This is a genomic window from Vibrio sp. QJM3NY_15 (genome assembly GCF_057785995.1).
In genome coordinates, this window is record NZ_CM173517.1 from 1,849,243 (window position 1) to 1,873,226 (window position 23,984).

Here is a 23,984-nt window from a genome sequence, read left to right on the forward strand (position 1 = left end):
ATGGCTTACGAGCGCGTTTTCGACCTCAAAACGAAAAGCTTTGAAATGATTGATTTCGTTCCGGTTCAATCATGGGCAACGGCTGAACATGTTCATGATAATCAGTTCGATTACTTGTCTTCATACAAAGACCATACGCGCTCTAATTATCCTCTTGCGGCTTCGGTTGTCCCTGCGTTAAATCATCAGATTCACGCTCATGATGTGACGGGGCTTCCTTCTCTTGCTTATCGCCCTGCTCCATTGCTTTGTAATTCTTTGCCGTTTGGTTTAAAGCGCAATGGTGATTTTACTCGTCATATGCTTCGTGCTTACAAAGATATGTGTAAGCAAAAGGAAGAGATTGACGCGGCTTACGCTTTACATCGTGCACATGAACGACTCACTAAAAACGGTTATAGCGCGGCAATGCCTGACGATGATATTCGCCAGCTCGCTGAAAACAAATCTAAACAATTTGGTCGTGCTGTCGCTTGTCTTCCTGATGTAGAAACACAATTTGAAACTTGTGTTGCGCTTCTGGCTTCGCTTGGTCTTGGCTTTCGTGAGGAAGTTATTAAAAAAGCTGAATCGAATAACGAGCTGCATTCTCTTGTTGCTCGTGCAATTGATAATAACTGGCTTGTTCGTCAGTTACGCAGAAAGTGTGCTTATGAAGTTGAACAGGTGGCGCGAGACTTGGCACTTGTTGAACGTCATAAGCAAATTTATTGTTCTGATTTTTCGGTTCGTAGACACCGTGACCGCATGAAATCTAATGAGATTGCATTAGAAAAAACGGTGGCCTTTGATGAGAACGACCCTCAAACCTTTTTTACTCTTTCTGAGTTGTCGGCTAAATCAGTTTCTAATCCAGAATTAAGACGTAATGAAATGTTTGCCCGTCTTAATGGCTTCGAAAACATCGCTAAAAAATCAGACCATGACGCGGTGTTTTATACGGTGACTACTCCGTCAAGATTTCACGCGGTTTCTGGTGGTGTGACTAATCCCAATTGGGAGAAAGCAGGACGACCGGACGCGAGACAATCACACGATCATTTGATTGGTGTTTGGTCTTCGCTTCGCAAAATTTTGGATAAGAACGATATCAAAATCTATGGGATGCGCATTGTTGAACCTCATCAAGATGGTACGGCTCATCACCACATGCTTTTGTTTATGGAAAAAGAACATCGAGCTTTTGTTACATCTGAGTTTAACCGTCTAGCCCTTGCTGATACGCCTAACGAATCAGGTGCTAAAAAGTACCGTTTCAAGTCTGAGCTAATTGATTTTAGTAAAGGTTCTGCTGTTGGTTACGTGGCTAAGTACGTGAGTAAAAACGTTGATGGTAAACACATCGATAAAGACCGCAGTTCCAATCTAGATGGTATTGCGGCTGCTGAACGCGTTGTCACTTGGGCGCGTGTGAATCGTATCAGACAATTTCAATTTATAGGCGGTGCTTCTGTCACTGTTTGGCGTGAGCTTAGACGCTTACGCGAAGAACTTAACGAGGAAGACGCTATGTTTTCAGACTTAAACAACGAAGAACATCTAACTCTAGAAAACGTTCGCAGGGCTGCGGATGCGGGTGACTGGGAAGCGTTTTGTTATGCCATGGGCGGTGTGTTTGTAAAGCGCAAAGACCAAACCGTCAAGGCTGCTTATGAAGTGACTAACACTATCGAGAAGCTAATTGAATCTGGTGGTGAATACTCTACTACCCGCTACGGTGACGCGGCTCAGGCTCGTATCTCTGGCTTAATGTTCCGTGATGTTCTTGTAGTCACTCGCTTTAAATCTTGGAAAGTCGAAAACATAGATAAATTCATTGCTTCACAAGAGAAAATCATGTCTGGGACTGTGGACTGGTTTGATGCTTTGGAGCGCGAGAAAGAATACGAATACATGCTAGATAGCCAGTATGAAGAATACGAGAAGCATCTAGCCCGTATGGATGAGATTGAGGCGCTTGTGCTCTTTGGCTCTTTAGAGCCTCGTGGGGCCTGTTCGGTGGGCGTAGCCCCTCCGGATAGGTTTCACTAGTCTCCTTGGACTTGTGTCAATAACTGTCTTTTTCTCTTTTAACCAACAAATTACGTCAAGAAAGGAAACACAATATGAAACTTGAAGGTTTGATTTTAGACGATACCGATATCATTCAAGAAACAAAACCCGCTCGTGGTACGGGTGAGGCTTTGACTGTAGGTAAGTTGAAACTGATTACAACCAATCCGACTAACACTATCGAAGTTAAGATTTCCTCTGAGCTTTGGGCAGGTGGTAAGGCCGGAGAGGTTTTAAAATCTTGCGTTGGTAAGCGTATGCAATTCAACGTTGAGTATAAAGAATTTAGTTTTGGTAATGATGAGGGTAAGCACGTTGCTTTGAACGGCTTCCACTTATTCGATTTACCACAGCTCTCAAAAAACTAAGTAATTAGGTCTTAGTGCTATGTCTATTTGTGTGACTGTTATTGATGGGATTTTGCAACAATCGTCTGGTGATGTTTGTGATTATGTCTTGGTCTCAAAGGAACAGTTAACGCACTTGGTTGATGGTCAATTTGATTGGTCATTACTTGAATTCGACAAGTCATTGTATGAATTCGTTGTCGGTCAGAGCTTGGCAACCTTTGTTGGTGGTCATGTTCTAGGCCGTGTATTAAAACACTTTCGTTAATCCATTTAGGAAAATTATTATGTTGAAATTACGTCAATTGGTTAGCAATAAAATCCTTGTTGCTTCTGTCGCTCTTACTTCTGGCTCTGCGTTCGCTGAAGGTGCAAATGAAACCGCGATCACTGCCGCTGTCGATGCGGGTAAATCTATGGTCAGCCTTACTACTTCTGGTGTAATTGGTATCGCTGCTCTGGGCTTTGGTCTTGGGATGGTGGTCGCTTGGCTCCGTAAGTAATGATTATCTCCGTTGTTCTTGGCTCTTTAATGTGTGCCTCATTTCTTTATGGGGTTTATACCGGAGTCATAGCAGGTTGATTGATTGGGAGCTTCGGCTCCCTTTTTTGATCTTCTTGGGGGTTATATTCCTTTGTATATTTTTGTTTTAACTGGTTGTATTTGGAGAATGGTGTGAAAAGATTTATCTCATTTTTTTTAGTTACTGTTTTCTCTTCTAGTTCATTTTCTGCTGTTATTGGTTCCAACGGTAAAACTTATTCGTCTTTTGAAGCTGCGGTTGAAGCCATTAAAAGCACCTGTAATAAGAATACTCATAACTCCCGTTATCGTGGTGTTTATAACGTTCGAGTTGGTACAAATAGCATTACCTATAGACCTTATGATTGGCAAAATGATTCTTGCACCTCTCCTTATGGTTATTCAGGTAGTCAAGTTACCATTACTTTTACTGAGGATGCGTGCGGAGAAATGGAAGGTAAAAGTTTAGGTACTGTTACTTTCCCTGAAGGTACTCGGGATGTTGCATCCCTTTGTCGAAATTCTTGCCGCGCTAATTCAGACTTATTTTTCCCTGCTGCAACTCCTCCATATGGCGTTTTTACCTATACGGGCTCATCATGTGACGGCTCGGAAAGCTCCGGTGGTGAGACTGGTGGTGGTGAGACTGGTGGTGGTGAGACTGGTGGTGGTGAGACTGGTGGTGGTGAGACTGGCGGTGGTGAGACTGGCGGTGGTGAGACTGGCGGTGGTGAGACTGGTGGTGGTGAGACTGGCGGTGGTGAGACTGGTGGTGGTGAGACTGGCGGTGGTGAGACTGGTGGTGGTGAGACTGGCGGTGGTGAGACTGGCGGTGGTGAGACTGGCGGTGGTGAGACTGGCGGTGGTGAGACTGGTGGTGGTGAGACTGGCGGTGGTGAGACTGGCGGTGGTGAAACTGGCGGTGGTGAAACTGGCGGTGGTTCTACGGGCGGTGGTTCTACGGGCGGTGGCGGCTCTACTAACGGTGACGGTGACGGTCTGACAAAAGCTCAATTACAAGATGCTCTTCAAGGTTTCTTTGGAAAATCAGGTGCATTTAATGCACCAGGGCAAGGTGACGGATACGCTACTAACACGGTACTCACTACAGCAGTTGATGATTTAAAAACTGAAATTGATGACCTTGAAGAAACACTTGAAAGTAAGATTAAACAATCCCCTTTGAAGCTCGGTCAAATGTCATTCTCTGACGGCTCATATGACGGTACAAGCTTCTTTCTTAGTCGATGGGATGTTGATGTTGGGTTCAACTTGTTCAGCTCTTTAGGCTCTAACAACACCAATATGATTCGCACCGTTATCTTATTTCTTGCCACTCTACTCGCTGGCTTTATTTTGCTTTCCTCTGGTCGCTCTAAGGTATAAATCATGGAATATTTCTACAGCGCACTTGATTACATCGTTACTGTTTTCGGCAGTATTTACGACTTCTTCGCCTCGATACCTGACTTGTTTTTGGATGTGTTCACTTACGCATGGTTTTGGTTCATTAAGCTCTATATCTATCTAAAAATCCAAATGCTCGAAATGGCCTATAACGTTGCCTCTTTGCTGCTTTCTGAATATGAGGTCTATACGGTGTTGAACATGGCCTTTAACAAACTTCCTTCAGACTTACGCTTTGCCTGTTACCAGTTCGGTATTGTTGATTCAGTTCGAATTGTTGTTGATGCATTTGCTACGGCATTTGTACTTAGAATTATGGGGTGGTGATATGGCTGTTTCCTTTCGTCATGGCTCTAACGGGGCTTATAAAACCGCTTATGTTACATGGTTCGAAATCCTCCCAGCTTTGCGTGAGGGTCGTATCGTTGTCACTAATATTGAGGGCTTGAAACCTAAAGAATCTATCGAAGAATTGTTAGGTGAAAAGTTTCCAGATTCAGCACGCTTAATTAGGATCTTTACACGATCTTCTGAGGGGGTAATGCTCTGGCAAAATTGGTTCAACTGGATGCCTCTTGGTGCATTCGTTGTGATTGATGAGTGTCAGGATTTGTATTGTCCCGAAGCAGGATTTAAGCGTGAGAAATTCTTACAAAAACCCTTTTCTGAGTTCGTAGATTACTTACCCAAAGACTTCTCAGAACTGTTCTATTCTCGTTGGCTTCCGGTTGACCCTGATTCGTTCGAAGTGGGTGACGTTGATGATTGTGAACGAACCCAGCTCGATGAAAATAACAGACTACTCTACCCGTTCGATTTCTACGGTGCATTCATGCGACATAGAAAATACCAATGGGATATTGTCATGCTCACACCTGATTACACCGCAATCCCTACTTGGTTAAAAGGGTGTGCCGGAGAAGCTTATTCACATCGCTCAACGGATACCTTCTTTCGAAGTCGCAAGCCTAGGATTTTTAACCATTCTCCAAAATCCACTAAGACAGCTCCTTCCACTAAGGCCGACATGGCTAGTAGTACGACTAAGAAAATTCCTGTTGATGTATTCGCGCTTTATCAGTCCACGGGAACCGGAGGCTTTAACGCCACTAAATCTGACATTTCGGTTTTGAAGTCTCCAAAATTCATTCTTGCGATTCTTATCGGTGTCGTAGCCATTGGCAAATTTTTATGGGATTTATCTTATGTACTATCTGATTCTGATGTGGGTGAAGTTCAAACGGTTGATACGCCAGCTTCCGTTCCCAACTCGGCTACTTTATCCAATTCGACTAACGTTCCAGTATCTAAAAATGTTCCTATCGAAGATGGGAAAAGTTCTGTTCGGGTGGGTTCTAGCAATGTTACTTCTCAAGCTTCTTCTGAAAGTCTTCCTGATGCTGTGAATCCTTTCTTTGATGCTTTTCCAGTATTCAACGGCTCTACAGCGGTTTATCTTACGTCAGTAAATAGAAAGGTTTATCCAAAGGGGTTTGGTGAGTATTCGGATTTTGTCTTTAGGATAGATAAAGGGGTAGATACTTTTTATATACGCTCGGCTGTGTTGAATCGCTACGGCTACCGCTTCGAATTGATTGATGATTGCTTGATTCAAGTGCGCTCTAAATCAGTATCAAGGGTTTTAACGTGTCCACCTACATCTAGTGGCGTTGCTATTGCTTCTGAAAGTAACGATTTGATGAGTGGTAGAGTCGAAGACGTTCAAAGGTCTGTTGATATTTTTAGTATGTAATTTTCTTTGCCGCATAGCGTGAGTCGTGAGAGCTGAACAGCGAACGCGGCGCGGCATGATGATAATATAAATTTTAATGAGGTTCTTTATGCAAAGTATAAATATAACGGCTGATGATATCGATATGATTTCTCAGGCTTTCGCTATCTATGGTTTTATTGGTGTTCTAGGGGCGTTGTTTTTTTATGATCTCTTGGGTTGGTTTGCTCTTGCATCTGTTAGGCGCTTTAGAGCATTTTATCGAAAGTATCAATTGATAAAAGTTTCCACCGATATTAGCGAACGTAGAGCTAGAGCTAGAGCTAGAGCTAAGGTTTCCTGATAAGTGTTTTTTATGAAAGGAGTGTTAAGTGCAAAGTTTTATTGAAGTATATGATTTTGTTTGGTGGCATTTTCCATTATGGGTGGCTGGTTATGGCTTGTGGTGGATGTTTTGGTCATTGCTTGGTGCTGATGTTCGTCATTCTCGTTGATTAGCTTTTGCCCCGCAGGGACTAGGCGCTTTTGGCGGGAGTCTCGTGCTTTACCTATCAGTTTTCCTACGGGAACCCCGCTTGTTTTCCGGTTTTGACAATCCCCCCTCCGCCCTGCTAAGCCTTCTTTTTGGTGCAGGGCACTGCCAGTTATCGATTCTATTGGAGCACTAACATAGTGCTAGTGCTCCTCGACTGTATTCGCAAACGCAGTGCGCCAGTGTTTGAACGAAGTGAGTCTTGCACCTTACTATCGATTGTGATCAAATGTTTGCATAGGGGGGTGGTTCAATGAGTCGAAACAAGAAATATGAAGATAAGATGAAATCTAAAGGGTTCAAGAAAGTTACACTTTGGATTCCACAGGATAGAGAATCCGACGTTAAACAAGCTGCATCTGTTATGTGTGATTATGAAAATCTTACAGTTGGTGTTTTGAAAGACGTTCACACAGGGCGTATGGTTTCAATGCACTAAATGAGCCCCGTCACTGGTGACATTATAAAGCCCCTCCTCGGGGCTTTTTTTCTATCTAGATTTTATATTTGCTATAGCCCTTGCTGTTTTCAACAAGTACCTCGATGTTTTTATTTCTATTTCGGATTGGATCTCTAATAGGGCTATTCCTGCTAAAATTTGCTGTGCTGTCACTGTTTGGCCTGTTGGTAGTTCTAACCCTTGTCTATGCATTTTGAATTGCTCCCAGTCTTTCGAGTCGTTCAACTCTCGACCTTTTGCCATTCTCATAAGCCTTTTGCATTCAGGGGGTATTGGTTTTCCATCATCCCAACCTGTGACAGTTCTCACAGTTTTAAAACATAGATTTGCTGTTTCTTCCTTGCTTATACAACAAATGTATTCACGAAAAATGTAATTCTCGGTCATTTTTCGATGGTGCATATATTACCCTTTTATTATAAAAGGGTTTATATACATTAGTGATAGTTATGTAACTAGACACATTTAACGTAAACTCACATAATACGCAGTGATTGTACGTAAAATGTGAGGGGTTTCAGTGCCTTACTCCTTACGGATTTTGCACACAACGCCGGATTAAGTCCTTAATGTTGTTGGTTTTATGGATTTTGGCTGCACGTTTATGCACGTTGCGTTCAATATTGTTGGCTATACTTGGTTTTCGTATCTCTGATTTTTACGCTGACGTGTCGCCGTTTCCAGAGACTTTCGACTACAAACACACTTTATGAGGAGGAAAAAAACTTTGCACGCTTGTCTTAATTTTTGAAGGAGATCACATGCTCACGCCACACTTTGCGGATCTCGTGCATCATCACTTTGATGATATCCACGACGCCGCGGCCTTTTTTCATGTTCAACCGATCACGGTCCAGCGTTGGCTCTCAGGTGAAGTCCCTGTGAACCCGATGGCCGAAAAATTGATGAACATCCACGCTCGCGGTTATTTGCCTTTAGACCATCGTTGGAATGGATTTAAAGTGCACTTTGACCGTGCCACCTTGATCACGCCTGAACGACGCGAGTTTAATCCGAAAGAATTGCTCAGTTTTGCGTATTGGCGCGACGAACATCGTCAGCTCGTCGAACGCCACGGTCGAATTGATTCCCCAAAGTTTTACCCACCTAAGGAGCATCCGATGCCATTTCGTGGCGGTCGTCGTATGCCAGCGAAACCTTGGGTACCCACCAAATTCAAGTAACACTTCACGTAGACCTTAGGGAATTACCATCAGCATAATAAGAACCAAAAATGCCAATTCATGGTAATGAATCCCTATTGTAAGGTACCGAGAAAAAGGTATGACTCTCCTATCCTATTTTATACGTTGGCACTATTGTGATTCACTCTTAAACGCTTTGTTATAAATACTTAGCGCGTTACTAAGCCTTTGTAAATCATTTACGTCTTCAACGGTTATCATATCATTTTCAGGGTTTATTAAGTCGTTTACGTTTAAAGCTGCTAAACATCGAAAGGTAAATCTTTTGAATACATAGTGCTCCCTTAATGTATTTATAACGCCGCATTATGTGGTGAACAACGCGACCACCCAAGCCTAAACCTTGCCATATTCAGCACTAAAGCCGACCCAAACTGAAATTGCCAAGCGTTTAGAATCCGTCATAAATGCCTTGTTATGTTTATAGTGTCAGATCTAAAATAGGTCCTAATTTCACTAAACCAGCTTGTATCACCGCACAAATAGACAAAATTAACGTCAATAACGCTAACGCTATTTGCAGTTTAACATTCAATTTGTGCCGCCTCTCTTCAATCAAGAATTGTTCAAGTGAAATAATTGATTGACCAGTCACCCAATATTTATTGCCGTCAAAGGTAATATCACCTGAAGCTACAAAAGAATCCAAGTGCATTTTTAGTTGGTTCTTATACTTATCTCTATCAGGATGCCCATAAAATCTTAATGAGTGCATTTTAGATAGCAAGTAAAGCAAATCAAAACCCTGATTATTGTAACCATAATTCTCTAATAAATATTCTAAAACCTCATAACGAGATTTAAGCTTCAAGTCAGTTCTATTATAGCTTTTCTGAATAAACAAATTACCAAGTCGCAATACCTTTATTTTTAAGTAATCCTTCTTAGTCAAGCAATGAAAGATAAACGAGTTTATACCTTGATAGGTCGTATAATAATTTTTCAAATAATGTGTAATTGATAAACTATCAGTATTGATATCAGAAAGCTCTATTGTACTCTTAACATCAAATATACCTGTTTCCGGATTTCGTTTATCTAACTGCACGGTATTATTGTCTAACTTTCGTACGTTTGCTAATGACCCATCATTTAGCGTAATAGTTAACGAATAGAAGTCATTGTTTTCGCTATCTGGACCAGACATGGGAATTACAGAAGGTGCAATCTTAGACAAAGCTTTTTTGAGCGCCCATTCTTTAATATTTATACGCATAATTTTCCTTAAACATAACGCCCCGTTAAGTGGTGAGCAACGCAGACCACCCTACCTAAACTATTGGGCCGTAATCACTAAAGCTGAATCAAACCGAAAATGCCAAGTGTTGGGAACCAGTATTAAACGCTTTGTTAGGAAAATTTTCAAACAATGTTATCCTGAATCAACATGTAGAGAGAAGATATACCTTTTTTAGTTAATTCTTTGAGTTTATCTTTTGCTTCTTCTTCCACAGCTTGAACCATAGAGTCAGCTAAGCTATTTCCACTATCTGGGTTTATAGGATCTGGAATTGACTTTAGAGCTTCTAACCCTTTTAGGGTTAATACACAATCAGGCAAGGTGTACTTAGTAGTATTTTTCGTTCCACTTTTAGAACGAATAAATCCCTCTGTTTCCAACCAAGCCACTGTTTGGTAGAACACTTCCCATTCATGTGGAATCACATCTTCGGTCTTACGATATTTAGTTATTCTGCCTACAGGCGCTTTCGATGACATAGGAAAGCAACTAAGCAAATGAACTAACACTTCACCAGCGATTTCATTAAATAACTCATAATTTGTACTTGGCATAAATCCTCATTTGCCTAAAGCCACATTAAGGTGTGAGCGGCGCTTACCTATACTTTGAGCGAAGCGAAAACGGCAAGCGTTGCGAATCACTCTTAAATGCTTTGTTAGTTGCGTACCGGCGGCTGTTGAGGAATTCCCCATCCAGATTGTCGCTTCTTCGGTGCTGTAAGAATTTCGATGCGCTCTTGGTTTGATAAGCAAACGTCAATACCATACTCGGTTAACTTGTAACTAAAATATTCATTGCCGTTATAATCTGAATCATTTAATTTTTCGACCATGCCAGACCTAATGAGCTTTATCATAGATAAATTGATTTGCGCTGAACTACGATCATATTTATCAAAGCAATTCATTAAACTCCAACTAGCACAGCCATCTACATCGGAGTTGGTTGACTCAAGTAAAACTGACAATGCGAGCATGTCAGTATCATTGAGAGTCGCTAATTGTTCATTAACGTCTATCCGTGGCTTTACTTGAACTGAGCTAAGTTCAAGTAAACCTTGGGCTTTAAAAGCTCGCTTGATTTGTGTAGCCGAGTAATTAAGTGAAGATGCCAAATCTTCATCCGTTCGGTTTGCATCAAAGTCTGTTGGTGTAATACCAAGGAGGTCACTTGGAAAATGAAGTTCAACATCACGTGGTTTTACAATAAAGCATCTATTCTTACCAATTGCGCCAATAAATAGACCAAGTTCAAAAACGACATTATCCCTTACAACATACTTTTCCCGAGCTCTCATAATTGCCAGATCATCAGGAGAGAATATAAAAATGGAGAAATCCACAGATTTAGCTTTGGAAATCAAATCATCGAGAGCGTTACTTGATAGGTTAAACGTCCCGTTTCGCCATATTGTGACTTCTGCATCAAACTCTAAGTTCTCAGCAACAGCATCTGCAATTGGCAAACTTTCAACCGATGAACCTATAAATACCCTTGGTTTTCTCATTACTTCTCCATCTTCTTACTTTATTCTATCGCTAAAGCAGCTAACGCCGCATTAAGGTGTGAGCGGCGCTTTGTTATGTGTCTGAACTATATGACTTTTACAAAATATACTGGCGACGTATTTTCAGGAAAAGTCGATACAATTGGTGCAGCTTCAACACCCCATGCAAAAAACGTTTGCTTGTTGCAAGCAGTACAAGTTGCAGCATATTCGCCGTTAACTTGAAATACTCCATTAAGAGCTGCCTGATATTTCATGCCACATTCTTTACACACTACATTAGTTATTGAGTACGACATTACCACCTACCTGTTTGATTTATAGTAAGATCGTGAACCAATTTTTTTGAATTCTACTTGGTTCTGATCTTGTAAGTGGCGAGCTAACGTTGCGAAAAGCCACCCAGTTTTATTATCAGTTTTGTTACCTTGCGGGTAAGCATTCTTAGTAAGATTAAGCTGTTGCTTGATAAAAGCTGCTGGTACCCAACCTTCGTTAAACCCTGATTCAGACTTAACTATAAAGCTTAATACTTGCTCCGCCATCTCATTAAACAGTTGATCTATTTGATTCTTTTCTTCCACCAATGCCTCCTGACACATAACGCCCAACTATGCAGCTTAACCCAAGACTGTTAACAACCCCGACGCAATGAGGCTACCAGATATTCCTTCAAGAATATTACGTATAGTTTTTACAGACTCATTAATAATTGCAGGTTTTGGCTTCGGGGAGTTTAATTGCACTTCAACAGTTGATACTTCAGCTTGAAGCTCTTCTTTTAATGGTGCATCGATTTCTAGTTGAGTACTGTACTTATTAAACTGTTCAATAAACTCTTTTAAGTTATCGACACCTGATTCATTCACCGACAAAGTCTGGGAAGCTCCGGCAGAATCCTGCTGAAGCTGAGAATTCGTCATATTCTGAATATTATTTGTAACTTGGTAAGTAACATTAGAAGCCGCCTGCTTCTCTTCTTTAGAAAAACTCATACCGTCACCGATGACTCCTTTAGACTCAAGCTCCAATGCCCAGTTAAGGACTTCATTGCGAACAGACTCCAATATTGAGATTATACTCGTTTTCTGAGCAACGAGAGTAGGTTCTAATGGATAATCCATCCATTCCATTATTTGATTTTTTGTAGATTGATCGAAAGGCACGCTGAGGTCATTTGATCCACCTTCTAAGATCGAATCTAACTCTCCAACTGATTGATCAATTTTTCTCTTTGATAATTCATCAGCTATTGGCTGACTCTGAATATGAAGTGGTTGAAAACCATGATATGGATTGAATACCTTAACCTCCCCTTTTATTTCTCGGTAATCAGGGATTTGATCTGAGCTTACACTATAACCGTTAAGCTCATTATTTAACCACACCTCGATATCTGCGATAGACAGTTTCCTAGAAACGACTAAAGCTTTTCTTAGTAAAACGGATACATTAACCGTAGGATCGAGTGCATCTTTTTGAAGCTCTAAAACCAACCCTGACATATTTGCTATTCCTCTAATCTATCGTCGCTGCATAACGCCGCATTAAGGTGTGAGCAACGCTACCACAAAACTTAACCAAACCACCGTAAACACTAAACCCAACGATGGAATGAAAATGCCAAGCGTTGGGAATCACTCTTAAATGCTTTGTTAGAATTAAAAGTTTCCGATCCGCTTTTTTGTCACTAAGTTAATATCATGTAATTTATAACTGTTTTTATTACCATGCCGACATGAAAAATAAGGACTTCTCCCTATGGAAAACAACCAAGATTTTTTTTCTAGATTATTCTCAGAATCCACGTCAATAACCCCTACATTTGCATGGTTTGCTAACAACAACATGCCATACCAAGCTTGCTCATCTGAGTTACTTTCAAAATTTCTTTTTAATCCAAAGTACTCTTTATAGTCATGTTTAAAAGACAAGTTAGAAAAAAGTAATGTGTACTGTAATTTAACTTTCGAAGGTAAAACAGTTCGATTTATTCCCTTAGGGAAAGCTTTTGACTGCTTTAAATCAAAAAAAGTGTCGTTGTAACTAACCGCTTGCCAAAGCGTTCTACTAGGTTTTCGTCCGTGTCCCTGCAATGGCAAAAAGTGTTTTACTTCCACACCAAAGTACGATGGGTGAAAACCATTATTAATTAACTCTTCTTTAGGATACAAAATATAGTCAACTCTTAAAGTCTCTATTTCTGAAGAGTGAGTCCCTGAGACTTCTGTAAAAATATAGAACCATCTTTCAAAAGTACTCACAAACCAATTAGCTAATTGTTCTTCATCTTTAAAGTAAAATCGGTCTAGTTCCTTATCTTTAAACTCAGGAAAGGATGTTGATATAAGTAAAGCTTTCTTCTCACCAATTGGGGTACCTACTTGCCTAAGACAACTTTGACACTGGTATACATGGTGTTTTTTTCTCTTAGTCAGAATCACTTCTGTATTATCTGTACAATTTCCACAAACTGTCATTACTTTCCTCTTAATTCTAACAGCTTATTAGACAGAAAAATTCTGCATTTAAATACGGAGTTTATCTATCTAGTCTGATTTATGGGGAGGGATTATAACCATTAACCCTATTGATAACAGTGATTTAAATCATTGACAATGAAACTGCGTGCTTAAAATGTAGATTCTCGTTATAGAAATGCAAAAAGAGCTACTTCTTGAGAAAGCAGCTCTTCTGATGGGTGTAAATTATCAGCGTTTTTTGTAACGTTTTCGTGTGGTATTTGCCCTAACCACGCGCCCATTTCTTAACGTGTAGCCTTTCATTAACTGGCCATTTTGCTTTCGGCCTTTGCATTTATAACCTTTCTTAGCCATTGGGGTCCTCCAATTTTCGTATCCGTTGCTCTTGGTCTTGTTGCACTCGTTTTATCCAGTTGATGTCTGTTTTTAAAGCCGCAATTGTGCCAAGGCTTGAGACTCCACCTGTAATAAGAGCGATGATTAACGCATCGAGGTACGCCATCACTTCGTTTTCCATCGAGATGCGTAGTATTCAAGTAAGTATCGCACCATAGCGCGCATGCCTAGCGTATCGACTACAACAGCACCTACGACAAACCAATAAGGGTTGGGGATGTTCTGCAGTGAATTAAAGCCTTGTTCGACATATGGCGCGTAATTGGGAATGAAAGACAAGATGAGTGGTACGAAAACGACGAGCAGGATAAATTCATCCTTAAATCCCCTATCTCGAATGCTGATGTCATCAAGGTTACTGGCCTGCTCTTCGCCATTTTGTAATCGACGTACCCTCGCCTGATGCTTCTCATTTTCGAGTTCATCTTTACGCTTTAACGCCTCAGCTTTGTTTTGATTGAGCTGCTTATACGTCGCTACGCCACCGGTCACAAGATTCAATAATGCGCCAATCATGGGTACACCAAACGATTCAATTCAACATGTGGACCATCTCTAAGGCTTTTCCAGTCACCGCCCCAAATGATAGAGACATCAAGCTCCCTAGCCGCTTGTTTAAAGGCTTTACTGATGGCTTCGTAATACTTAAAGTCCCACGTCACCTTGCTGTTTTCATCATAAGCCACGAAATCAATCGCATGCCCGGATTGATGGCGACTTGGACGTTTGTGGCCGTCTAATTGGCTCAAGCCTTCCTGATAGAGTTGGTATTGGCGTTTGGCGGTACGTAGCCCTTCGGTGATACCGAAATCGTATGGTGAGATCTGTAAGGCTCTACGGACAACTTTCTTCAAATCGCCATGTACACCGAGCATTCGAGCTTCACTGCGAGCAGACAACACAAAGTTGCTGACCGACTCATCGATGGTTTTCTTATTCATAAGATACACTCCAGCCAGTACCCCACTGGCGAGTAACACTATCCATCTCATTCGTCCTCCGACTTCACTAAGAGTCTCGAATGCAGCGTAACGCTGGCGTCAACGTTGGAGACGGTGATCTCAAGCTTGGTCGCAGCTTTCGGTTTAATAAGAAACAGTGGATAGCCATAAAGGGAATTCGAGGCAAAATACAGATACAAGAGACGAGAAGACACTTGTGTATTGTTGGCCCTGAGAAATCTGATATAGACGATGCCAGGTTTCGCCAAAATCCGAGAGGAACTACTGCTCTGATTATGTGGCGTTGCTTGTGCTTGCTTAAAACGCCTAATGGTCAAATCGAGTAATTCGGCGTGATTTGAAAGTGGGAACGTCGCCTTTCGATTTGAGCCGAAAATGAATTTCATTTGATTGTCGTGCTTTGCTTCCACGTTCAACAAATCATCATTAGGGCTCGTAGGCTCAGGATTGGTTAATGACAGCATCATAGCGCTTCTCCTACTTTAAGGCGGTCGCTCGCGGTACCTTTCAAGCTAACGGCTTGATTAGTGTTGAGCATCAAATGCCCGCCCGGACGTAACTCCAAGAAACCTTGCACAATAACCGTGCTTTCATTGGTAGCCAGAGCTTGTAAGATGAGCGCCTTTCTCGCGCTTTTCTCTCGAATGCGTTGATAGCCTCCCGTCATTAACAAGGTGCCATTGCCAATTCTGGCGAACGTCACACGTTCCGGCTCTGACGTCACCTTGAGTTCGGTATTAGTGATTGTCGCTTGCACATCCAACGAGGTGTTGCCTACCTCAACATTCACCGGTTGTTGAATACGTTCAACGGTCAATGGCTGTGTGATTTGGTCAACAGTTACCGGCTCGGCCACTCGATTGACATTGACCGGTGTTTGAATCTGACTAATCTTGGTAGGTGTTTGTATTTCTGATACTTTTAATGGGGTTACAATGTCACTAATTTTGACCGGATCGAGCAGTTTTCTAACGTTTATTGGCTTTTCAATTTCACTGACTAACAGCGCATTGTTGACGCTGATTTTCTGAGCCTTGGTCATAATCAGTAAATCCGACACTTGGTATTCAAAGGTCACATCTACGGCTTGATGATTGTGTAATTCGAGCTTATCCAGCGCTGATACATCAACGGTGTCACCACCAAAGATCTCAACTGGACGCATCGTATCGCCCTGCAGCAGTAACGAATGCGTAGTGTCGCGTAATATAAGGTACTTACCGGACTGACCCGCATTAAACGTTAATGTGTGATCGGGTTTAAGAGTGTGAGTCTGTTTCATGATGAGCGCCCTGCCATCAAAACACCGACCGTGATAATGGTGCCGATGATCCCCATTGTGAGAGACAGTTTCTTCAACATTGAATTGTCCGATTCCGAGGTGCCGGTTTGCTCTCGAGATTTAGCACCATCGGCCAAAGCGATCGCCGCTTTAGTAGTTTCCGTTTGTTGGCCTGCCATCGACTTGATTGAATCAATCGCGTATTGGCTCACTTCGGATTGTTCTTCAAGCGCGGAAGCCCCAAAACCAAACGCTTCGTCAACGGTGTTGTCGACCACACGCAGCGAATTATCGACCATGTTCAGTGAATCCCCAACGACCGATTCATTGACTCTCAAGGCTTGGGTGCCAAAATCAAATGCTTCTTCTGCAGTCCGTCCAGCAATGGCCATTGCGCCATGATCGGTCATGGTCAAATTGATGTCCGAGTCACTGACGCCCGACATCATCACGCCGGTATTATCGCCACCCACCGCGGCACTGCTGCTGGTATTCGTGGTCGTTGTGGTGTTGCTTTGACGACTTCTCGAAGAACTTCTTCCACCCATATCCGCTAACCTTATTTGTAAAACTCGCTCATCACCGTGACGTTCAATTTCCTGAACCGGTAATTTCAATCGTCTTGCAATGAATCGCTCGGCACCATCACGATAAAAATGCGCTCGCACCGAATCAAAGCCATGCTGTTTCGCATGCTCAACGGCGGCCAACGTGCCGGTGGCCATATCACCCGACAAACCGACAACAACCAGTTCTTTGGTACTATTTTTAAGTCTTTCGCCACGCAATAACATGACAGTGTCACTTATTTGATACGTCGCCTCTAAGCCTTGTGCTACCTCAGTTTGTGCTTGTTCGTAGTAGTCTCGAAGCACCGGTTTTAACTGTTGATGAACCTGTTGCCATGTCGCCGGTCGCAAACTAGCGTTTTGACAGCGCATACAAGGCAAATAACGCCATCAATACAATGAACCACCACGGCATTCCTTTGGATTCACCGAGGCTGATGTGCCCGCCTTCGAATCCACTGTTGTTCGTGGTGTTACCTGCCGTTCCAGAGGTCGCTGGCCCTGCCATACCGCCTTGCAAACCGCCGCCACCCGTCAGTGATGTTAATGATCCGAGCATCATTGCCCTCCTTTAAACCAAATCCATGAGGCTATGATGATCGCCACAAACAACACTTTGGTTATTCCTTTGCTCGCGCTGATCCCGATAAGACTGCCCGCGCCTACGCCACCTAACACCCACAACACTAATGGCATGACCTTCTCCCTATTTTCGAAATGCGAGTACGCCCAATAACAGCACCACCATCAAACCCATTCCGCCACCGACATACAGCAAGGTTTGATCAACCTGACGTTGCCCTTGAGGTGTAGTCACGGCGTTCCCTCTGTCATCGACGACAGGATGATTCGGTTGTTGGGTCTTATCTGGGTTAGTTGACTGGTCATTACTCGGAAAAAGCCACGACGCGTTTTCCCCTACGGAATCCAAAGCACCCGAACCAAACTCTAAGAGATCATCAAAGAAGCTTTTCATCGCCGTTCCTTATCCCGTGCCACTTTGCAGCACTTCAGGACGTGTGACTTTTACCGATTCCACTAAGATAGGTATCGATCCAGGGACATCCGTTGTCGTGACAGAAAACTTGAGATTTGAGCTGTGTTGCGTTGGAAACAACTCATCAATAGAGAACCCACGAACAATTGGGTCAAAATGGAAATAACCGTCTTGTGGCGTACGCTGATTACGCTTGGCATTGGCCTCTGAAATAAAGGTGTTGGCTTCGTACTCTTTGACAAAATCTCGCTCTATTTCAAGCTTGCTGATGTTGTCGTGCATAAAATGCATGCGCCTGATACTGATAAGTGGACTCGTCACCAAGTTGGTGAACTCATTCTCACCTTGGGCATTGGCTGGCATGGTTTCGCGTTTGATCATTGGAACCAACACGCGCATGGCTTGCGAATTGCTCACCCATGCATGGACTTGAATCGACAATGCTGCGGCGTTGGCCGCCTTGCTCTTGAACTGAATATCGAGGTGAATGTTATCGCCAAGTTCCGTCACTAAACCGGTGTAACGCACTCCGTTTTTTGTTCGCGCCACAATGTCACTGAACGGGATAACAAAATGCCCCGCAATGGCATCACGTCGCTTATAACGCTCTAGCATCAACAGCTCTTCGCCACTCAGGACATAGATCTCTTCCGCATTCAGGGTGATCGCGATGCGTAACATATCCGCCGCGCTCGCGTTGGTTTCGAGGATAAGTTCGTGGTATGTCGGGCCATTAGGGATAGGCAACGTGCCTTTTTGTCCCCACGACGCGCCAACCATCGAATTGAGTTTGATAGGTTTGACTGACATCGTGATCCCCTTTAGAACCAGCCAGAACGACCGAGTAACTTATCTAGGCCACCGACTTTATTATTCACGGCAAAGACGATTGCACCCGTCGTTACCGCCGCAATTCCGGCGACAATCGCCACGTTTTTCACATTCAATCTCATGGGAGTTCCTTTGGAATGATTGATGCTGTTAACGTGGCTCTTTCATATCAGAATCACCAGTCCCTAAAGCCTGTTAGGTAAAGGGTTTAACCTATTAGGTTATCTCTATCGGTTTGGGTAGATTTTACCTTGCTGCCATTTCCCTAAACCCGGGGATTTGAGAATGTAATCGGCGAACTTTTTACGCCCTAAATGCTCACGGTCAACGCAGCTTTGCAGTGAAAGAATGGCGTCGATTGGAATGTCGAAATACTCAGAGATGTACTTAGCGTTACGCCTTGAACTGACCGCGCCCACATACACATACTTGGATTCATCAAGCACAGTCTTTGGCACTTCTTGGCCACGTTGAAACGTCGCATGCATAACCAAACCAAATCCGCGTCCACCGGTCCATAACTCGCCAGCAATGCCATCGAGCTTGGACGGTGAATGCGTGAACTTAGCGAGCTCTTCAATCACGCAATGCAGCTTTTTAGGATGATGGCCATTACCCAACGACCACACCATACTGGCGAACTGCTCAAGGTTTTCTCGCGTCCTGTCTTGTTCAACCAGCGCCAAACGAAACGCGGCCTTTTTCTTACGGGCAAACCACGCTTTATGATAGAACTCGTCGAAGCTGTAACACGCTTGCACGCGACCACCTTTAAGTGGCGCCTCAAGATGCTCACTGTAGGGATCAAACATCACTACTTGAGACTGGCGCTCAATGAAGTTAAGCCGGCGAATGGCCGTGGTTTTACAGCTGCCCGTCGTCCCCATATAACAAACATGCTCGGCATTGTGGGCGTTATTCTTGTTCACTGGATTGGGTAACTTCACCGTCAGCCTCCTGTGGCGTTTCGGGCTCGGTTGCCTCCATTTGGGCTTGCTTTAATTGACGCACTTGTTTGGCACACCCGCCGATCAAGGTCATTGAAGCCATGGCAAAGATGAATTCACCTTGATATTGCCCAAACCATTTCAATCCTACGGGGCCGTATTTTTGGAGCATTGGCGAAGCGGCGTCTAACCACTGATTACCGGCTTGGGTTTCAATTTCAAATGGCACATCGAAAACATTAGCGACGGTCATTTCCACCACGCCCAAGCCATACGACAACATCATGCGCGCGTCTTCTTCACCGAAGCTGATCCCTTCAGATATTGATTCGGGTTCTTGAGGATCTTCTGATTGTTCCGTTTGCTCTCGTTCTTGTCTCAACGCATTCACCGCCTCTAAGGCTTGTTGATCACGTTCATCCAAGACGTTGTCATCATGGGTGGTTGTCGTTTCAATGTTCATGGCTGATTCCTGATTTTTTTCTGGTCGATAACGCGATCCACAAGAGGCAACACGTTCCAATTAATGCCAATAACGACCAACCTAACCGAAGATTTGTGGTTTCGGTGTTTACGCTCTCTGACGGTTTAATCACGCTAGAAGCCTTATCTGGCTTGGTTTGAGTCGATTCTAAAGGTGGCGTTTTGTTAGGATTAACGCCATTACTGGATATATAACCAGTAATGGCTTTTTCTGGACTGGAAACCATGTGGTTTGTTAACCAATCTTGAAACGGTTTACCTGCGCTTTGGTTGGTTTTGCAACGAGGACAAATCGTATAAAGCTGGCCGAGCCGACGCTTATTTTTGGGCGGGTCGCCTCCTTCAAGGATTTTGTGCTCGCCAACGGCGTGTATCGTGCACACTTCACCGCACCCGTGTGTTGGGCACGCAATGTAGCCTTTGATTGGATTCTTACTGGCCATGCTGCGCCTCCAACTCACACAATCTAAGATGGAAGTTTTCCATGAGTGCTTTGAGTAGTTGAGTCGACGTGGTGATGTGGTGGCTGGCTTCTTGCGCCGCTTGGATAGCAACTAAGGGCTTTTTCAAAGCCGAGATACTGTCCCAGTCGGGTACCGACTGAGTGAGCGTCTGTTGTACGCTCTCCAGATCCCTAACCAATTGATGGTAAGTCTGTTGATGGTGATTCATTGTCTTTTCCTCTGTCTCACGACGTTGGTGTGTCCCTGTCTCTCGACGTTAACCAATAGATTATAGCAATCAAAATAAGAAACCTAATAGGTTTTGATTATCAAAAGCCAAGTTAGATCCCGACTTCTTTTCCTGCTAAGCCGTCGCGTAGCGACTCAAAGCTGGTGGCCGTTCAACGTTTACCGTGTTTATCGCCATGCTACTCAATGTCTCGCGCCGTTAAGCTCCAGCTCGCTTGCGAGCACGTAGAGCGCCATCATTATCAAAGTTATCCCCGTGTTTCACGGGGTAACAGTAACTCTCCCTTACATCTATCTTTAGATAGATCACTAGTCTTTAGACTATGCGTTGGGATCTTGTGGAATAACGTCATGGAGCAGTTATGACGGCCATACATGAGTTACTGACGCGCTTATCCACAACTCGAGTCCCACTGATTCAAACTCGGTCATTTTAAGGACAATATTGGCTAAAATGGGTCAAATATGAGGGTTTAGACGGATCGAGGCGCAGTTTGGCCTATGTACTTTAAGGGAAAGTAACTGCGTTAGTTTGAGTTGCACGACGGGCAAACTTACGCAATAAAGTGATGGGTGTGAGTAAATAACGAAGGTGAACGCCGGTTGAGGCCGATAATTTCTTTAGGTTCTTGGTCGCGGCTTGTTTTGCGTTCAAGTACGCCAAGTTCAAACCAATATCGCGGAAATACTTGTCTGTTATACGCTTTATCGACGCCAGTCCGTACCAATCTCCATTAATGTTTTCGCGTGGTTGTTTCGATGTGATCCACCCACGGTCTTTGGCATACTTCACACACTGTTTAACTCTCCATTCAGGTAATCCGGTTCCTCTCGCGACATTCGCCCAAGTACGCAATAAGAAACCATTCGCGGTCACCACACCGACTTTACTGGTTCGAAACTCCAGTTCGCTGACAAGGTAATCCATGACGCGCGCGACATCAGTTAGATATTGGCGTTGTGTGGACTTGCCAGATGGAGACAACAAATAATCGTATTGAGATGGGTTATCGAGCAGTTTTATCCAACGGCCACGATTCAGCGCCGCTAAAGGACGGGCACTTCGTTTGTGTTGAGAGGCTTTCTTTGGGCGAAATTGGTTCATAACAAATCAAAGCCTGCTAGGCCCCTTTGTTACGATTTTTGACCGCCGATTTTTGGCGTTCTAATATCTGTCTGAGTGAGACTATCAACAATCTGACACTCGATCTGAGCTTGCCATCTTTCGCGGCTTGCTCAGCAGCATTTATCGTTTCATCCACGTCTGGTTCATGATTTTTCATACGTCCTTCTAGCGCATATCTAGCCCGATCAAGTTCACCCTATCCGAATTTTTACCTACTGGAAATGCCTGTCAGGGATGGTAATTCGGAGGGTTCTATCTTTTAATCGGTTCAAAGGACGGGAATTCATATGCACACTATTAACTATACAAATGCACTTTTAGATAGAGTAAAAGCCAAGTATGACCTACCTTCAGAGTATCAACTGGCTAAAAAAATCAAAGTAAGTGACAAACGACTCTACAACTGGCGAAGAGGCATCTCTGGCATGGATTGGGACGTCGCGTTCGAGATCGGTGATATGTTAGGCGAAACGGATCAGAATGTGGTCTTTGGTCTTCTACCTAATAAGCAGAAAAATGAAAGAGTTATTAGAGTGTTAGAGGAAAACGGGCCCGACTAAATGGGCCGCCAAAACTTTACCCCCATATACATAATACGCAGTGATTGTGTTAGAGCAATTTAGTAATGTCCGGTTTGAGCCATTTTAAAATGTCCTCCTAAGCTTACCTATATTGGTCTGCTTAGGAGTTATCCGGATGCTTATTACTATGAGTGAAAAAGATATTCAGCGATTCAAGGTGCTTACTGACGTACGTGAAAAACGACTACGCCAAGTTGACGCTGCTATCATTTTGAATCTGTCTGCGCGTCATATCCGACGTTTGGTAAACAAACTTGTCTCTCTTGGCGCTCAAAGTCTTACACACGCAGCGCGTGGACGCCCAAGTAATCGACGCTACTCAGAACATTTCAGAATTGAAATACTGAAACTTATCCGTGAGCATTACTCTGACTTCTCACCAACGTTCGCTCTGGAAAAACTGACTGAACGACACAATCTATCCGTCTCTAAAGAAACACTCCGTCAATGGATGATCGCCGACGGACTGTGGCTTCACCTTCATCGACCTTTGCAACTAGCCTGAATTAGACACCAACTAATACAACTTCAAATCCATGGTATCCACTAACTCTAAAGCTATTTGACCAGTCCTCCACATTAAGAACAAACTAAGCAGCCTTATAGCCATTCCAAAAGACCAAGCGTACTGTCGAATCACATAATCTAACTTATCTATTTTTAGCTGATTATATTAGCAAATTGAATTGATGATCAGGATCTATCAATAACATGAGCTCTCGTTTCTCAAGCCACCTAGCTCTGTTTGGAGAACAATAGTCTTTGTTTCAAACTACTTTTCAACTCAAAATTCTCCTCTTATGCAAGATCGGTTGATAATAAGTTACAACGTAATACAAAGCGAATAACCATTTTTGGGGATGTGATTACTTTGTCTTACAACTGAGATGCTGATATTTCTATTATCAATGAGTCATTAAAATCAGAGGTTTAGACCGAATTTCAATTAGTTAGCGCACCTTTTGCCTGTTAATATACTTTCGAAATCAATAACTTATTATATAAAAGGCTTTACATGAAAATCAGTAAAATCGCCCTATTGCTATTCACCACTTTTGGCATCAGCTCACACGCGCTTGCTAGTGAAAACGAGAACTCACCTAGAGAGCATGGCCATTTTTATGCAGGTGTCGATATCGGCTTTTATAATGAAACTGAACTAGAATACAGCGGAAGTGCAATTGAAGATTCATCTGACCTATCCGACCTGAGTTATAACTTAGTTGGGGGATATGAATTCAATACTCACGATGTGGTTAAGCTAGGGTTAGAGGCTGAGTACCGACAAATTGGAAAAGTTAACTTTAGCGATGTAATGGACATTGAAGGCCAAGCTTTCTTCGTAAATATCAAACCGAAGTTCATTGTTAAAGGTGACGTAGTCGATTTATATGTATCAGTACTAGCTGGGGTTGGCTCTATGGATATGGAAGCGAATTCTGACTCTAAGTCTGAGGCTGGCTACCAAGTTGGTGGTGAGCTTGGTGCAATCGTTACAGACAATATAGACATTCACCTTGGTTACCGAAATGCACGCGTTGAAATAGACTCCATAGATGTTTCATCACAAACAGCTTACATCGGAGCAAGGTACCACTTTTAAACTCTCTCCAACAAAACGTCTTAT

38 protein-coding genes are annotated in these 23,984 nt (G+C 43.1%); 14 read left to right on the forward strand and 24 right to left on the reverse strand.

Annotated features, from left to right (window positions below):
• The 10 genes from AC3CKG_RS08475 to AC3CKG_RS08520 all read left to right on the forward strand — a co-directional run bounded on the left by AC3CKG_RS08475 (nucleotide 1) and on the right by AC3CKG_RS08520 (nucleotide 7,032).
• Nucleotides 1-2,031 (forward strand): replication endonuclease, encoded by a 2,031-nt coding sequence (locus AC3CKG_RS08475; RefSeq protein ID WP_488528147.1) that lies wholly within the window; start codon nucleotides 1-3, stop codon nucleotides 2,029-2,031.
• Between the two features lie 74 nt (nucleotides 2,032-2,105).
• Nucleotides 2,106-2,420 (forward strand): chemotaxis protein, encoded by a 315-nt coding sequence (locus AC3CKG_RS08480; protein ID WP_102516918.1) that lies wholly within the window; start codon nucleotides 2,106-2,108, stop codon nucleotides 2,418-2,420.
• A gap of 19 nt (nucleotides 2,421-2,439) precedes the next feature.
• Entirely contained in the window at nucleotides 2,440-2,667 is a 228-nt protein-coding gene (locus AC3CKG_RS08485) for a transcriptional regulator (RefSeq protein WP_102297672.1), read from the forward strand.
• A 19-nt stretch (nucleotides 2,668-2,686) separates the two neighbouring features.
• The gene (locus tag AC3CKG_RS08490) at nucleotides 2,687-2,902 is read left to right on the forward strand and encodes a hypothetical protein (protein ID WP_017089180.1); all 216 of its coding nucleotides are present in this window, start codon (nucleotides 2,687-2,689) and stop codon (nucleotides 2,900-2,902) included.
• Nucleotides 2,903-3,075: 173 nt separating this feature from the next.
• Nucleotides 3,076-4,308: a hypothetical protein gene (locus AC3CKG_RS08495; RefSeq protein ID WP_488528148.1), complete on the forward strand. Its 1,233-nt coding sequence runs from the start codon at nucleotides 3,076-3,078 to the stop codon at nucleotides 4,306-4,308.
• Between the two features lie 3 nt (nucleotides 4,309-4,311).
• Entirely contained in the window at nucleotides 4,312-4,656 is a 345-nt protein-coding gene (locus AC3CKG_RS08500; RefSeq protein WP_017089575.1) for a hypothetical protein, read from the forward strand.
• Between the two features lies 1 nt (nucleotide 4,657).
• Nucleotides 4,658-6,082, forward strand: coding sequence for a zonular occludens toxin domain-containing protein (locus AC3CKG_RS08505; protein WP_488528149.1), 1,425 nt, complete (start codon nucleotides 4,658-4,660; stop codon nucleotides 6,080-6,082).
• Between the two features lie 88 nt (nucleotides 6,083-6,170).
• Entirely contained in the window at nucleotides 6,171-6,404 is a 234-nt protein-coding gene (locus tag AC3CKG_RS08510) for a hypothetical protein (protein WP_488528150.1), read from the forward strand.
• 28 nt (nucleotides 6,405-6,432) lie between these two features.
• Nucleotides 6,433-6,555: a hypothetical protein gene (locus AC3CKG_RS08515; RefSeq protein ID WP_017088002.1), complete on the forward strand. Its 123-nt coding sequence runs from the start codon at nucleotides 6,433-6,435 to the stop codon at nucleotides 6,553-6,555.
• A gap of 291 nt (nucleotides 6,556-6,846) precedes the next feature.
• Nucleotides 6,847-7,032: a hypothetical protein gene (locus AC3CKG_RS08520; RefSeq protein ID WP_017088003.1), complete on the forward strand. Its 186-nt coding sequence runs from the start codon at nucleotides 6,847-6,849 to the stop codon at nucleotides 7,030-7,032.
• 51 nt (nucleotides 7,033-7,083) lie between these two features.
• Here the strand turns inward: AC3CKG_RS08520 and AC3CKG_RS08525 are convergent, their stop codons facing one another.
• Nucleotides 7,084-7,455 carry a regulator gene (locus tag AC3CKG_RS08525; protein WP_488528151.1) on the reverse strand — a complete coding sequence of 124 codons (372 nt, stop codon included), beginning with the start codon at nucleotides 7,453-7,455 and terminating at the stop codon, nucleotides 7,084-7,086.
• A 359-nt stretch (nucleotides 7,456-7,814) separates the two neighbouring features.
• Here AC3CKG_RS08525 and AC3CKG_RS08530 point away from each other — a divergent pair, with 359 nt between their 5' ends.
• Entirely contained in the window at nucleotides 7,815-8,237 is a 423-nt protein-coding gene (locus tag AC3CKG_RS08530) for a phage protein (protein WP_488528152.1), read from the forward strand.
• A 442-nt stretch (nucleotides 8,238-8,679) separates the two neighbouring features.
• Here AC3CKG_RS08530 and AC3CKG_RS08535 read toward each other — a convergent pair whose 3' ends face one another.
• The 23 genes from AC3CKG_RS08535 to AC3CKG_RS08645 all read right to left on the reverse strand — a co-directional run bounded on the left by AC3CKG_RS08535 (nucleotide 8,680) and on the right by AC3CKG_RS08645 (nucleotide 21,755).
• On the reverse strand, nucleotides 8,680-9,474 hold the full coding sequence (locus AC3CKG_RS08535; protein ID WP_488528153.1) for a hypothetical protein: 795 nt from the start codon (nucleotides 9,472-9,474) through the stop codon (nucleotides 8,680-8,682).
• Nucleotides 9,475-9,620: 146 nt separating this feature from the next.
• Nucleotides 9,621-10,052: a hypothetical protein gene (locus AC3CKG_RS08540; RefSeq protein WP_488528154.1), complete on the reverse strand. Its 432-nt coding sequence runs from the start codon at nucleotides 10,050-10,052 to the stop codon at nucleotides 9,621-9,623.
• Nucleotides 10,053-10,156: 104 nt separating this feature from the next.
• Nucleotides 10,157-11,008 (reverse strand): TIR domain-containing protein, encoded by an 852-nt coding sequence (locus AC3CKG_RS08545; RefSeq protein ID WP_488528155.1) that lies wholly within the window; start codon nucleotides 11,006-11,008, stop codon nucleotides 10,157-10,159.
• Nucleotides 11,009-11,094: 86 nt separating this feature from the next.
• Entirely contained in the window at nucleotides 11,095-11,265 is a 171-nt protein-coding gene (locus tag AC3CKG_RS08550; protein WP_488528156.1) for a hypothetical protein, read from the reverse strand.
• A gap of 48 nt (nucleotides 11,266-11,313) precedes the next feature.
• Nucleotides 11,314-11,592 carry a hypothetical protein gene (locus AC3CKG_RS08555; protein WP_488528158.1) on the reverse strand — a complete coding sequence of 93 codons (279 nt, stop codon included), beginning with the start codon at nucleotides 11,590-11,592 and terminating at the stop codon, nucleotides 11,314-11,316.
• A gap of 36 nt (nucleotides 11,593-11,628) precedes the next feature.
• Nucleotides 11,629-12,513, reverse strand: coding sequence for an AbiTii domain-containing protein (locus tag AC3CKG_RS08560; protein ID WP_488528159.1), 885 nt, complete (start codon nucleotides 12,511-12,513; stop codon nucleotides 11,629-11,631).
• Nucleotides 12,514-12,669: 156 nt separating this feature from the next.
• Nucleotides 12,670-13,488, reverse strand: coding sequence for a hypothetical protein (locus AC3CKG_RS08565; protein ID WP_488528160.1), 819 nt, complete (start codon nucleotides 13,486-13,488; stop codon nucleotides 12,670-12,672).
• A 349-nt stretch (nucleotides 13,489-13,837) separates the two neighbouring features.
• Nucleotides 13,838-13,996 (reverse strand): hypothetical protein, encoded by a 159-nt coding sequence (locus tag AC3CKG_RS08570; protein WP_157781559.1) that lies wholly within the window; start codon nucleotides 13,994-13,996, stop codon nucleotides 13,838-13,840.
• Complete coding sequence (locus AC3CKG_RS08575; protein ID WP_488528161.1) at nucleotides 13,993-14,403, reverse strand: hypothetical protein; 411 nt, start codon at nucleotides 14,401-14,403, stop codon at nucleotides 13,993-13,995. The genes AC3CKG_RS08570 and AC3CKG_RS08575 overlap by 4 nt, the downstream gene beginning before the upstream one ends.
• A complete protein-coding gene (locus tag AC3CKG_RS08580; protein ID WP_488528162.1) occupies nucleotides 14,400-14,828 on the reverse strand; it encodes a M15 family metallopeptidase in 429 nt (142 codons plus the stop codon). The genes AC3CKG_RS08575 and AC3CKG_RS08580 overlap by 4 nt, the downstream gene beginning before the upstream one ends.
• Nucleotides 14,829-14,875: 47 nt before the next feature.
• Complete coding sequence (locus tag AC3CKG_RS08585) at nucleotides 14,876-15,316, reverse strand: hypothetical protein (protein ID WP_488528163.1); 441 nt, start codon at nucleotides 15,314-15,316, stop codon at nucleotides 14,876-14,878.
• Nucleotides 15,313-16,131: a hypothetical protein gene (locus AC3CKG_RS08590; RefSeq protein WP_488528164.1), complete on the reverse strand. Its 819-nt coding sequence runs from the start codon at nucleotides 16,129-16,131 to the stop codon at nucleotides 15,313-15,315. The genes AC3CKG_RS08585 and AC3CKG_RS08590 overlap by 4 nt, the downstream gene beginning before the upstream one ends.
• Complete coding sequence (locus tag AC3CKG_RS08595; protein ID WP_488528165.1) at nucleotides 16,128-17,072, reverse strand: hypothetical protein; 945 nt, start codon at nucleotides 17,070-17,072, stop codon at nucleotides 16,128-16,130. The genes AC3CKG_RS08590 and AC3CKG_RS08595 overlap by 4 nt, the downstream gene beginning before the upstream one ends.
• On the reverse strand, nucleotides 17,053-17,259 hold the full coding sequence (locus AC3CKG_RS08600; protein ID WP_048668539.1) for a hypothetical protein: 207 nt from the start codon (nucleotides 17,257-17,259) through the stop codon (nucleotides 17,053-17,055). The genes AC3CKG_RS08595 and AC3CKG_RS08600 overlap by 20 nt, the downstream gene beginning before the upstream one ends.
• Nucleotides 17,259-17,396, reverse strand: a complete 138-nt coding sequence (locus tag AC3CKG_RS08605; RefSeq protein WP_165922806.1) for a hypothetical protein — start codon at nucleotides 17,394-17,396, stop codon at nucleotides 17,259-17,261. Before AC3CKG_RS08605 ends, AC3CKG_RS08600 begins: the two co-directional genes overlap by 1 nt.
• Before the next feature lie 10 nt (nucleotides 17,397-17,406).
• A complete protein-coding gene (locus tag AC3CKG_RS08610; protein ID WP_488528166.1) occupies nucleotides 17,407-17,676 on the reverse strand; it encodes a hypothetical protein in 270 nt (89 codons plus the stop codon).
• 9 nt (nucleotides 17,677-17,685) lie between these two features.
• Nucleotides 17,686-18,507, reverse strand: coding sequence for a major capsid protein P2 (locus tag AC3CKG_RS08615; RefSeq protein WP_048668537.1), 822 nt, complete (start codon nucleotides 18,505-18,507; stop codon nucleotides 17,686-17,688).
• An 11-nt stretch (nucleotides 18,508-18,518) separates the two neighbouring features.
• On the reverse strand, nucleotides 18,519-18,650 hold the full coding sequence (locus tag AC3CKG_RS08620) for a hypothetical protein (RefSeq protein ID WP_016787086.1): 132 nt from the start codon (nucleotides 18,648-18,650) through the stop codon (nucleotides 18,519-18,521).
• A 105-nt stretch (nucleotides 18,651-18,755) separates the two neighbouring features.
• Nucleotides 18,756-19,475, reverse strand: coding sequence for a hypothetical protein (locus AC3CKG_RS08625; RefSeq protein WP_230690947.1), 720 nt, complete (start codon nucleotides 19,473-19,475; stop codon nucleotides 18,756-18,758).
• Nucleotides 19,444-19,938 (reverse strand): hypothetical protein, encoded by a 495-nt coding sequence (locus AC3CKG_RS08630; RefSeq protein ID WP_488528167.1) that lies wholly within the window; start codon nucleotides 19,936-19,938, stop codon nucleotides 19,444-19,446. The genes AC3CKG_RS08625 and AC3CKG_RS08630 overlap by 32 nt, the downstream gene beginning before the upstream one ends.
• On the reverse strand, nucleotides 19,928-20,401 hold the full coding sequence (locus tag AC3CKG_RS08635) for a hypothetical protein (RefSeq protein ID WP_488528168.1): 474 nt from the start codon (nucleotides 20,399-20,401) through the stop codon (nucleotides 19,928-19,930). The genes AC3CKG_RS08630 and AC3CKG_RS08635 overlap by 11 nt, the downstream gene beginning before the upstream one ends.
• Nucleotides 20,391-20,630, reverse strand: coding sequence for a hypothetical protein (locus AC3CKG_RS08640; protein WP_048668533.1), 240 nt, complete (start codon nucleotides 20,628-20,630; stop codon nucleotides 20,391-20,393). The genes AC3CKG_RS08635 and AC3CKG_RS08640 overlap by 11 nt, the downstream gene beginning before the upstream one ends.
• Before the next feature lie 528 nt (nucleotides 20,631-21,158).
• Nucleotides 21,159-21,755, reverse strand: coding sequence for a hypothetical protein (locus tag AC3CKG_RS08645; protein WP_102362167.1), 597 nt, complete (start codon nucleotides 21,753-21,755; stop codon nucleotides 21,159-21,161).
• A gap of 308 nt (nucleotides 21,756-22,063) precedes the next feature.
• On the opposite strand from AC3CKG_RS08645, the gene AC3CKG_RS08650 reads away from it, so the two are divergent.
• From AC3CKG_RS08650 to AC3CKG_RS08660, 3 genes are all read left to right on the forward strand, one after another.
• The gene (locus tag AC3CKG_RS08650) at nucleotides 22,064-22,336 is read left to right on the forward strand and encodes a hypothetical protein (protein ID WP_048668531.1); all 273 of its coding nucleotides are present in this window, start codon (nucleotides 22,064-22,066) and stop codon (nucleotides 22,334-22,336) included.
• A gap of 136 nt (nucleotides 22,337-22,472) precedes the next feature.
• The gene (locus tag AC3CKG_RS08655) at nucleotides 22,473-22,862 is read left to right on the forward strand and encodes a helix-turn-helix domain-containing protein (protein ID WP_488528169.1); all 390 of its coding nucleotides are present in this window, start codon (nucleotides 22,473-22,475) and stop codon (nucleotides 22,860-22,862) included.
• A gap of 510 nt (nucleotides 22,863-23,372) precedes the next feature.
• Nucleotides 23,373-23,960, forward strand: coding sequence for an outer membrane beta-barrel protein (locus AC3CKG_RS08660; RefSeq protein ID WP_488528170.1), 588 nt, complete (start codon nucleotides 23,373-23,375; stop codon nucleotides 23,958-23,960).
• Nucleotides 23,961-23,984 lie beyond the last annotated feature (24 nt).

Bases quoted from the DNA above. Each gene is read 5' to 3' on its own strand.
- AC3CKG_RS08595 (WP_488528165.1), bottom strand. From the start codon at position 17,072: ATGCGCTGTCAAAACGCTAGTTTGCGACCGGCGACATGGCAACAGGTT.
- AC3CKG_RS08550 (WP_488528156.1), bottom strand. From the start codon at position 11,265: ATGAAATATCAGGCAGCTCTTAATGGAGTATTTCAAGTTAACGGCGAA.
- AC3CKG_RS08605 (WP_165922806.1), bottom strand. From the start codon at position 17,396: ATGCCATTAGTGTTGTGGGTGTTAGGTGGCGTAGGCGCGGGCAGTCTT.
- AC3CKG_RS08575 (WP_488528161.1), bottom strand. From the start codon at position 14,403: ATGATTGGCGCATTATTGAATCTTGTGACCGGTGGCGTAGCGACGTAT.
- AC3CKG_RS08630 (WP_488528167.1), bottom strand. From the start codon at position 19,938: ATGAACATTGAAACGACAACCACCCATGATGACAACGTCTTGGATGAA.
- AC3CKG_RS08475 (WP_488528147.1), top strand. From the start codon at position 1: ATGGCTTACGAGCGCGTTTTCGACCTCAAAACGAAAAGCTTTGAAATG.
- AC3CKG_RS08620 (WP_016787086.1), bottom strand. From the start codon at position 18,650: ATGAGATTGAATGTGAAAAACGTGGCGATTGTCGCCGGAATTGCGGCG.
- AC3CKG_RS08585 (WP_488528163.1), bottom strand. From the start codon at position 15,316: ATGATGCTGTCATTAACCAATCCTGAGCCTACGAGCCCTAATGATGAT.
- AC3CKG_RS08645 (WP_102362167.1), bottom strand. From the start codon at position 21,755: ATGAACCAATTTCGCCCAAAGAAAGCCTCTCAACACAAACGAAGTGCC.
- AC3CKG_RS08610 (WP_488528166.1), bottom strand. From the start codon at position 17,676: ATGAAAAGCTTCTTTGATGATCTCTTAGAGTTTGGTTCGGGTGCTTTG.
- AC3CKG_RS08535 (WP_488528153.1), bottom strand. From the start codon at position 9,474: ATGCGTATAAATATTAAAGAATGGGCGCTCAAAAAAGCTTTGTCTAAG.
- AC3CKG_RS08590 (WP_488528164.1), bottom strand. From the start codon at position 16,131: ATGAAACAGACTCACACTCTTAAACCCGATCACACATTAACGTTTAAT.
- AC3CKG_RS08600 (WP_048668539.1), bottom strand. From the start codon at position 17,259: ATGCTCGGATCATTAACATCACTGACGGGTGGCGGCGGTTTGCAAGGC.
- AC3CKG_RS08545 (WP_488528155.1), bottom strand. From the start codon at position 11,008: ATGAGAAAACCAAGGGTATTTATAGGTTCATCGGTTGAAAGTTTGCCA.
- AC3CKG_RS08565 (WP_488528160.1), bottom strand. From the start codon at position 13,488: ATGACAGTTTGTGGAAATTGTACAGATAATACAGAAGTGATTCTGACT.
- AC3CKG_RS08580 (WP_488528162.1), bottom strand. From the start codon at position 14,828: ATGAATAAGAAAACCATCGATGAGTCGGTCAGCAACTTTGTGTTGTCT.
- AC3CKG_RS08540 (WP_488528154.1), bottom strand. From the start codon at position 10,052: ATGCCAAGTACAAATTATGAGTTATTTAATGAAATCGCTGGTGAAGTG.
- AC3CKG_RS08500 (WP_017089575.1), top strand. From the start codon at position 4,312: ATGGAATATTTCTACAGCGCACTTGATTACATCGTTACTGTTTTCGGC.
- AC3CKG_RS08485 (WP_102297672.1), top strand. From the start codon at position 2,440: ATGTCTATTTGTGTGACTGTTATTGATGGGATTTTGCAACAATCGTCT.
- AC3CKG_RS08490 (WP_017089180.1), top strand. From the start codon at position 2,687: ATGTTGAAATTACGTCAATTGGTTAGCAATAAAATCCTTGTTGCTTCT.
- AC3CKG_RS08525 (WP_488528151.1), bottom strand. From the start codon at position 7,455: ATGCACCATCGAAAAATGACCGAGAATTACATTTTTCGTGAATACATT.
- AC3CKG_RS08660 (WP_488528170.1), top strand. From the start codon at position 23,373: ATGAAAATCAGTAAAATCGCCCTATTGCTATTCACCACTTTTGGCATC.
- AC3CKG_RS08510 (WP_488528150.1), top strand. From the start codon at position 6,171: ATGCAAAGTATAAATATAACGGCTGATGATATCGATATGATTTCTCAG.
- AC3CKG_RS08655 (WP_488528169.1), top strand. From the start codon at position 22,473: ATGCTTATTACTATGAGTGAAAAAGATATTCAGCGATTCAAGGTGCTT.
- AC3CKG_RS08650 (WP_048668531.1), top strand. From the start codon at position 22,064: ATGCACACTATTAACTATACAAATGCACTTTTAGATAGAGTAAAAGCC.
- AC3CKG_RS08480 (WP_102516918.1), top strand. From the start codon at position 2,106: ATGAAACTTGAAGGTTTGATTTTAGACGATACCGATATCATTCAAGAA.
- AC3CKG_RS08635 (WP_488528168.1), bottom strand. From the start codon at position 20,401: ATGGCCAGTAAGAATCCAATCAAAGGCTACATTGCGTGCCCAACACAC.
- AC3CKG_RS08560 (WP_488528159.1), bottom strand. From the start codon at position 12,513: ATGTCAGGGTTGGTTTTAGAGCTTCAAAAAGATGCACTCGATCCTACG.
- AC3CKG_RS08615 (WP_048668537.1), bottom strand. From the start codon at position 18,507: ATGTCAGTCAAACCTATCAAACTCAATTCGATGGTTGGCGCGTCGTGG.
- AC3CKG_RS08520 (WP_017088003.1), top strand. From the start codon at position 6,847: ATGAGTCGAAACAAGAAATATGAAGATAAGATGAAATCTAAAGGGTTC.
- AC3CKG_RS08505 (WP_488528149.1), top strand. From the start codon at position 4,658: ATGGCTGTTTCCTTTCGTCATGGCTCTAACGGGGCTTATAAAACCGCT.
- AC3CKG_RS08530 (WP_488528152.1), top strand. From the start codon at position 7,815: ATGCTCACGCCACACTTTGCGGATCTCGTGCATCATCACTTTGATGAT.
- AC3CKG_RS08640 (WP_048668533.1), bottom strand. From the start codon at position 20,630: ATGAATCACCATCAACAGACTTACCATCAATTGGTTAGGGATCTGGAG.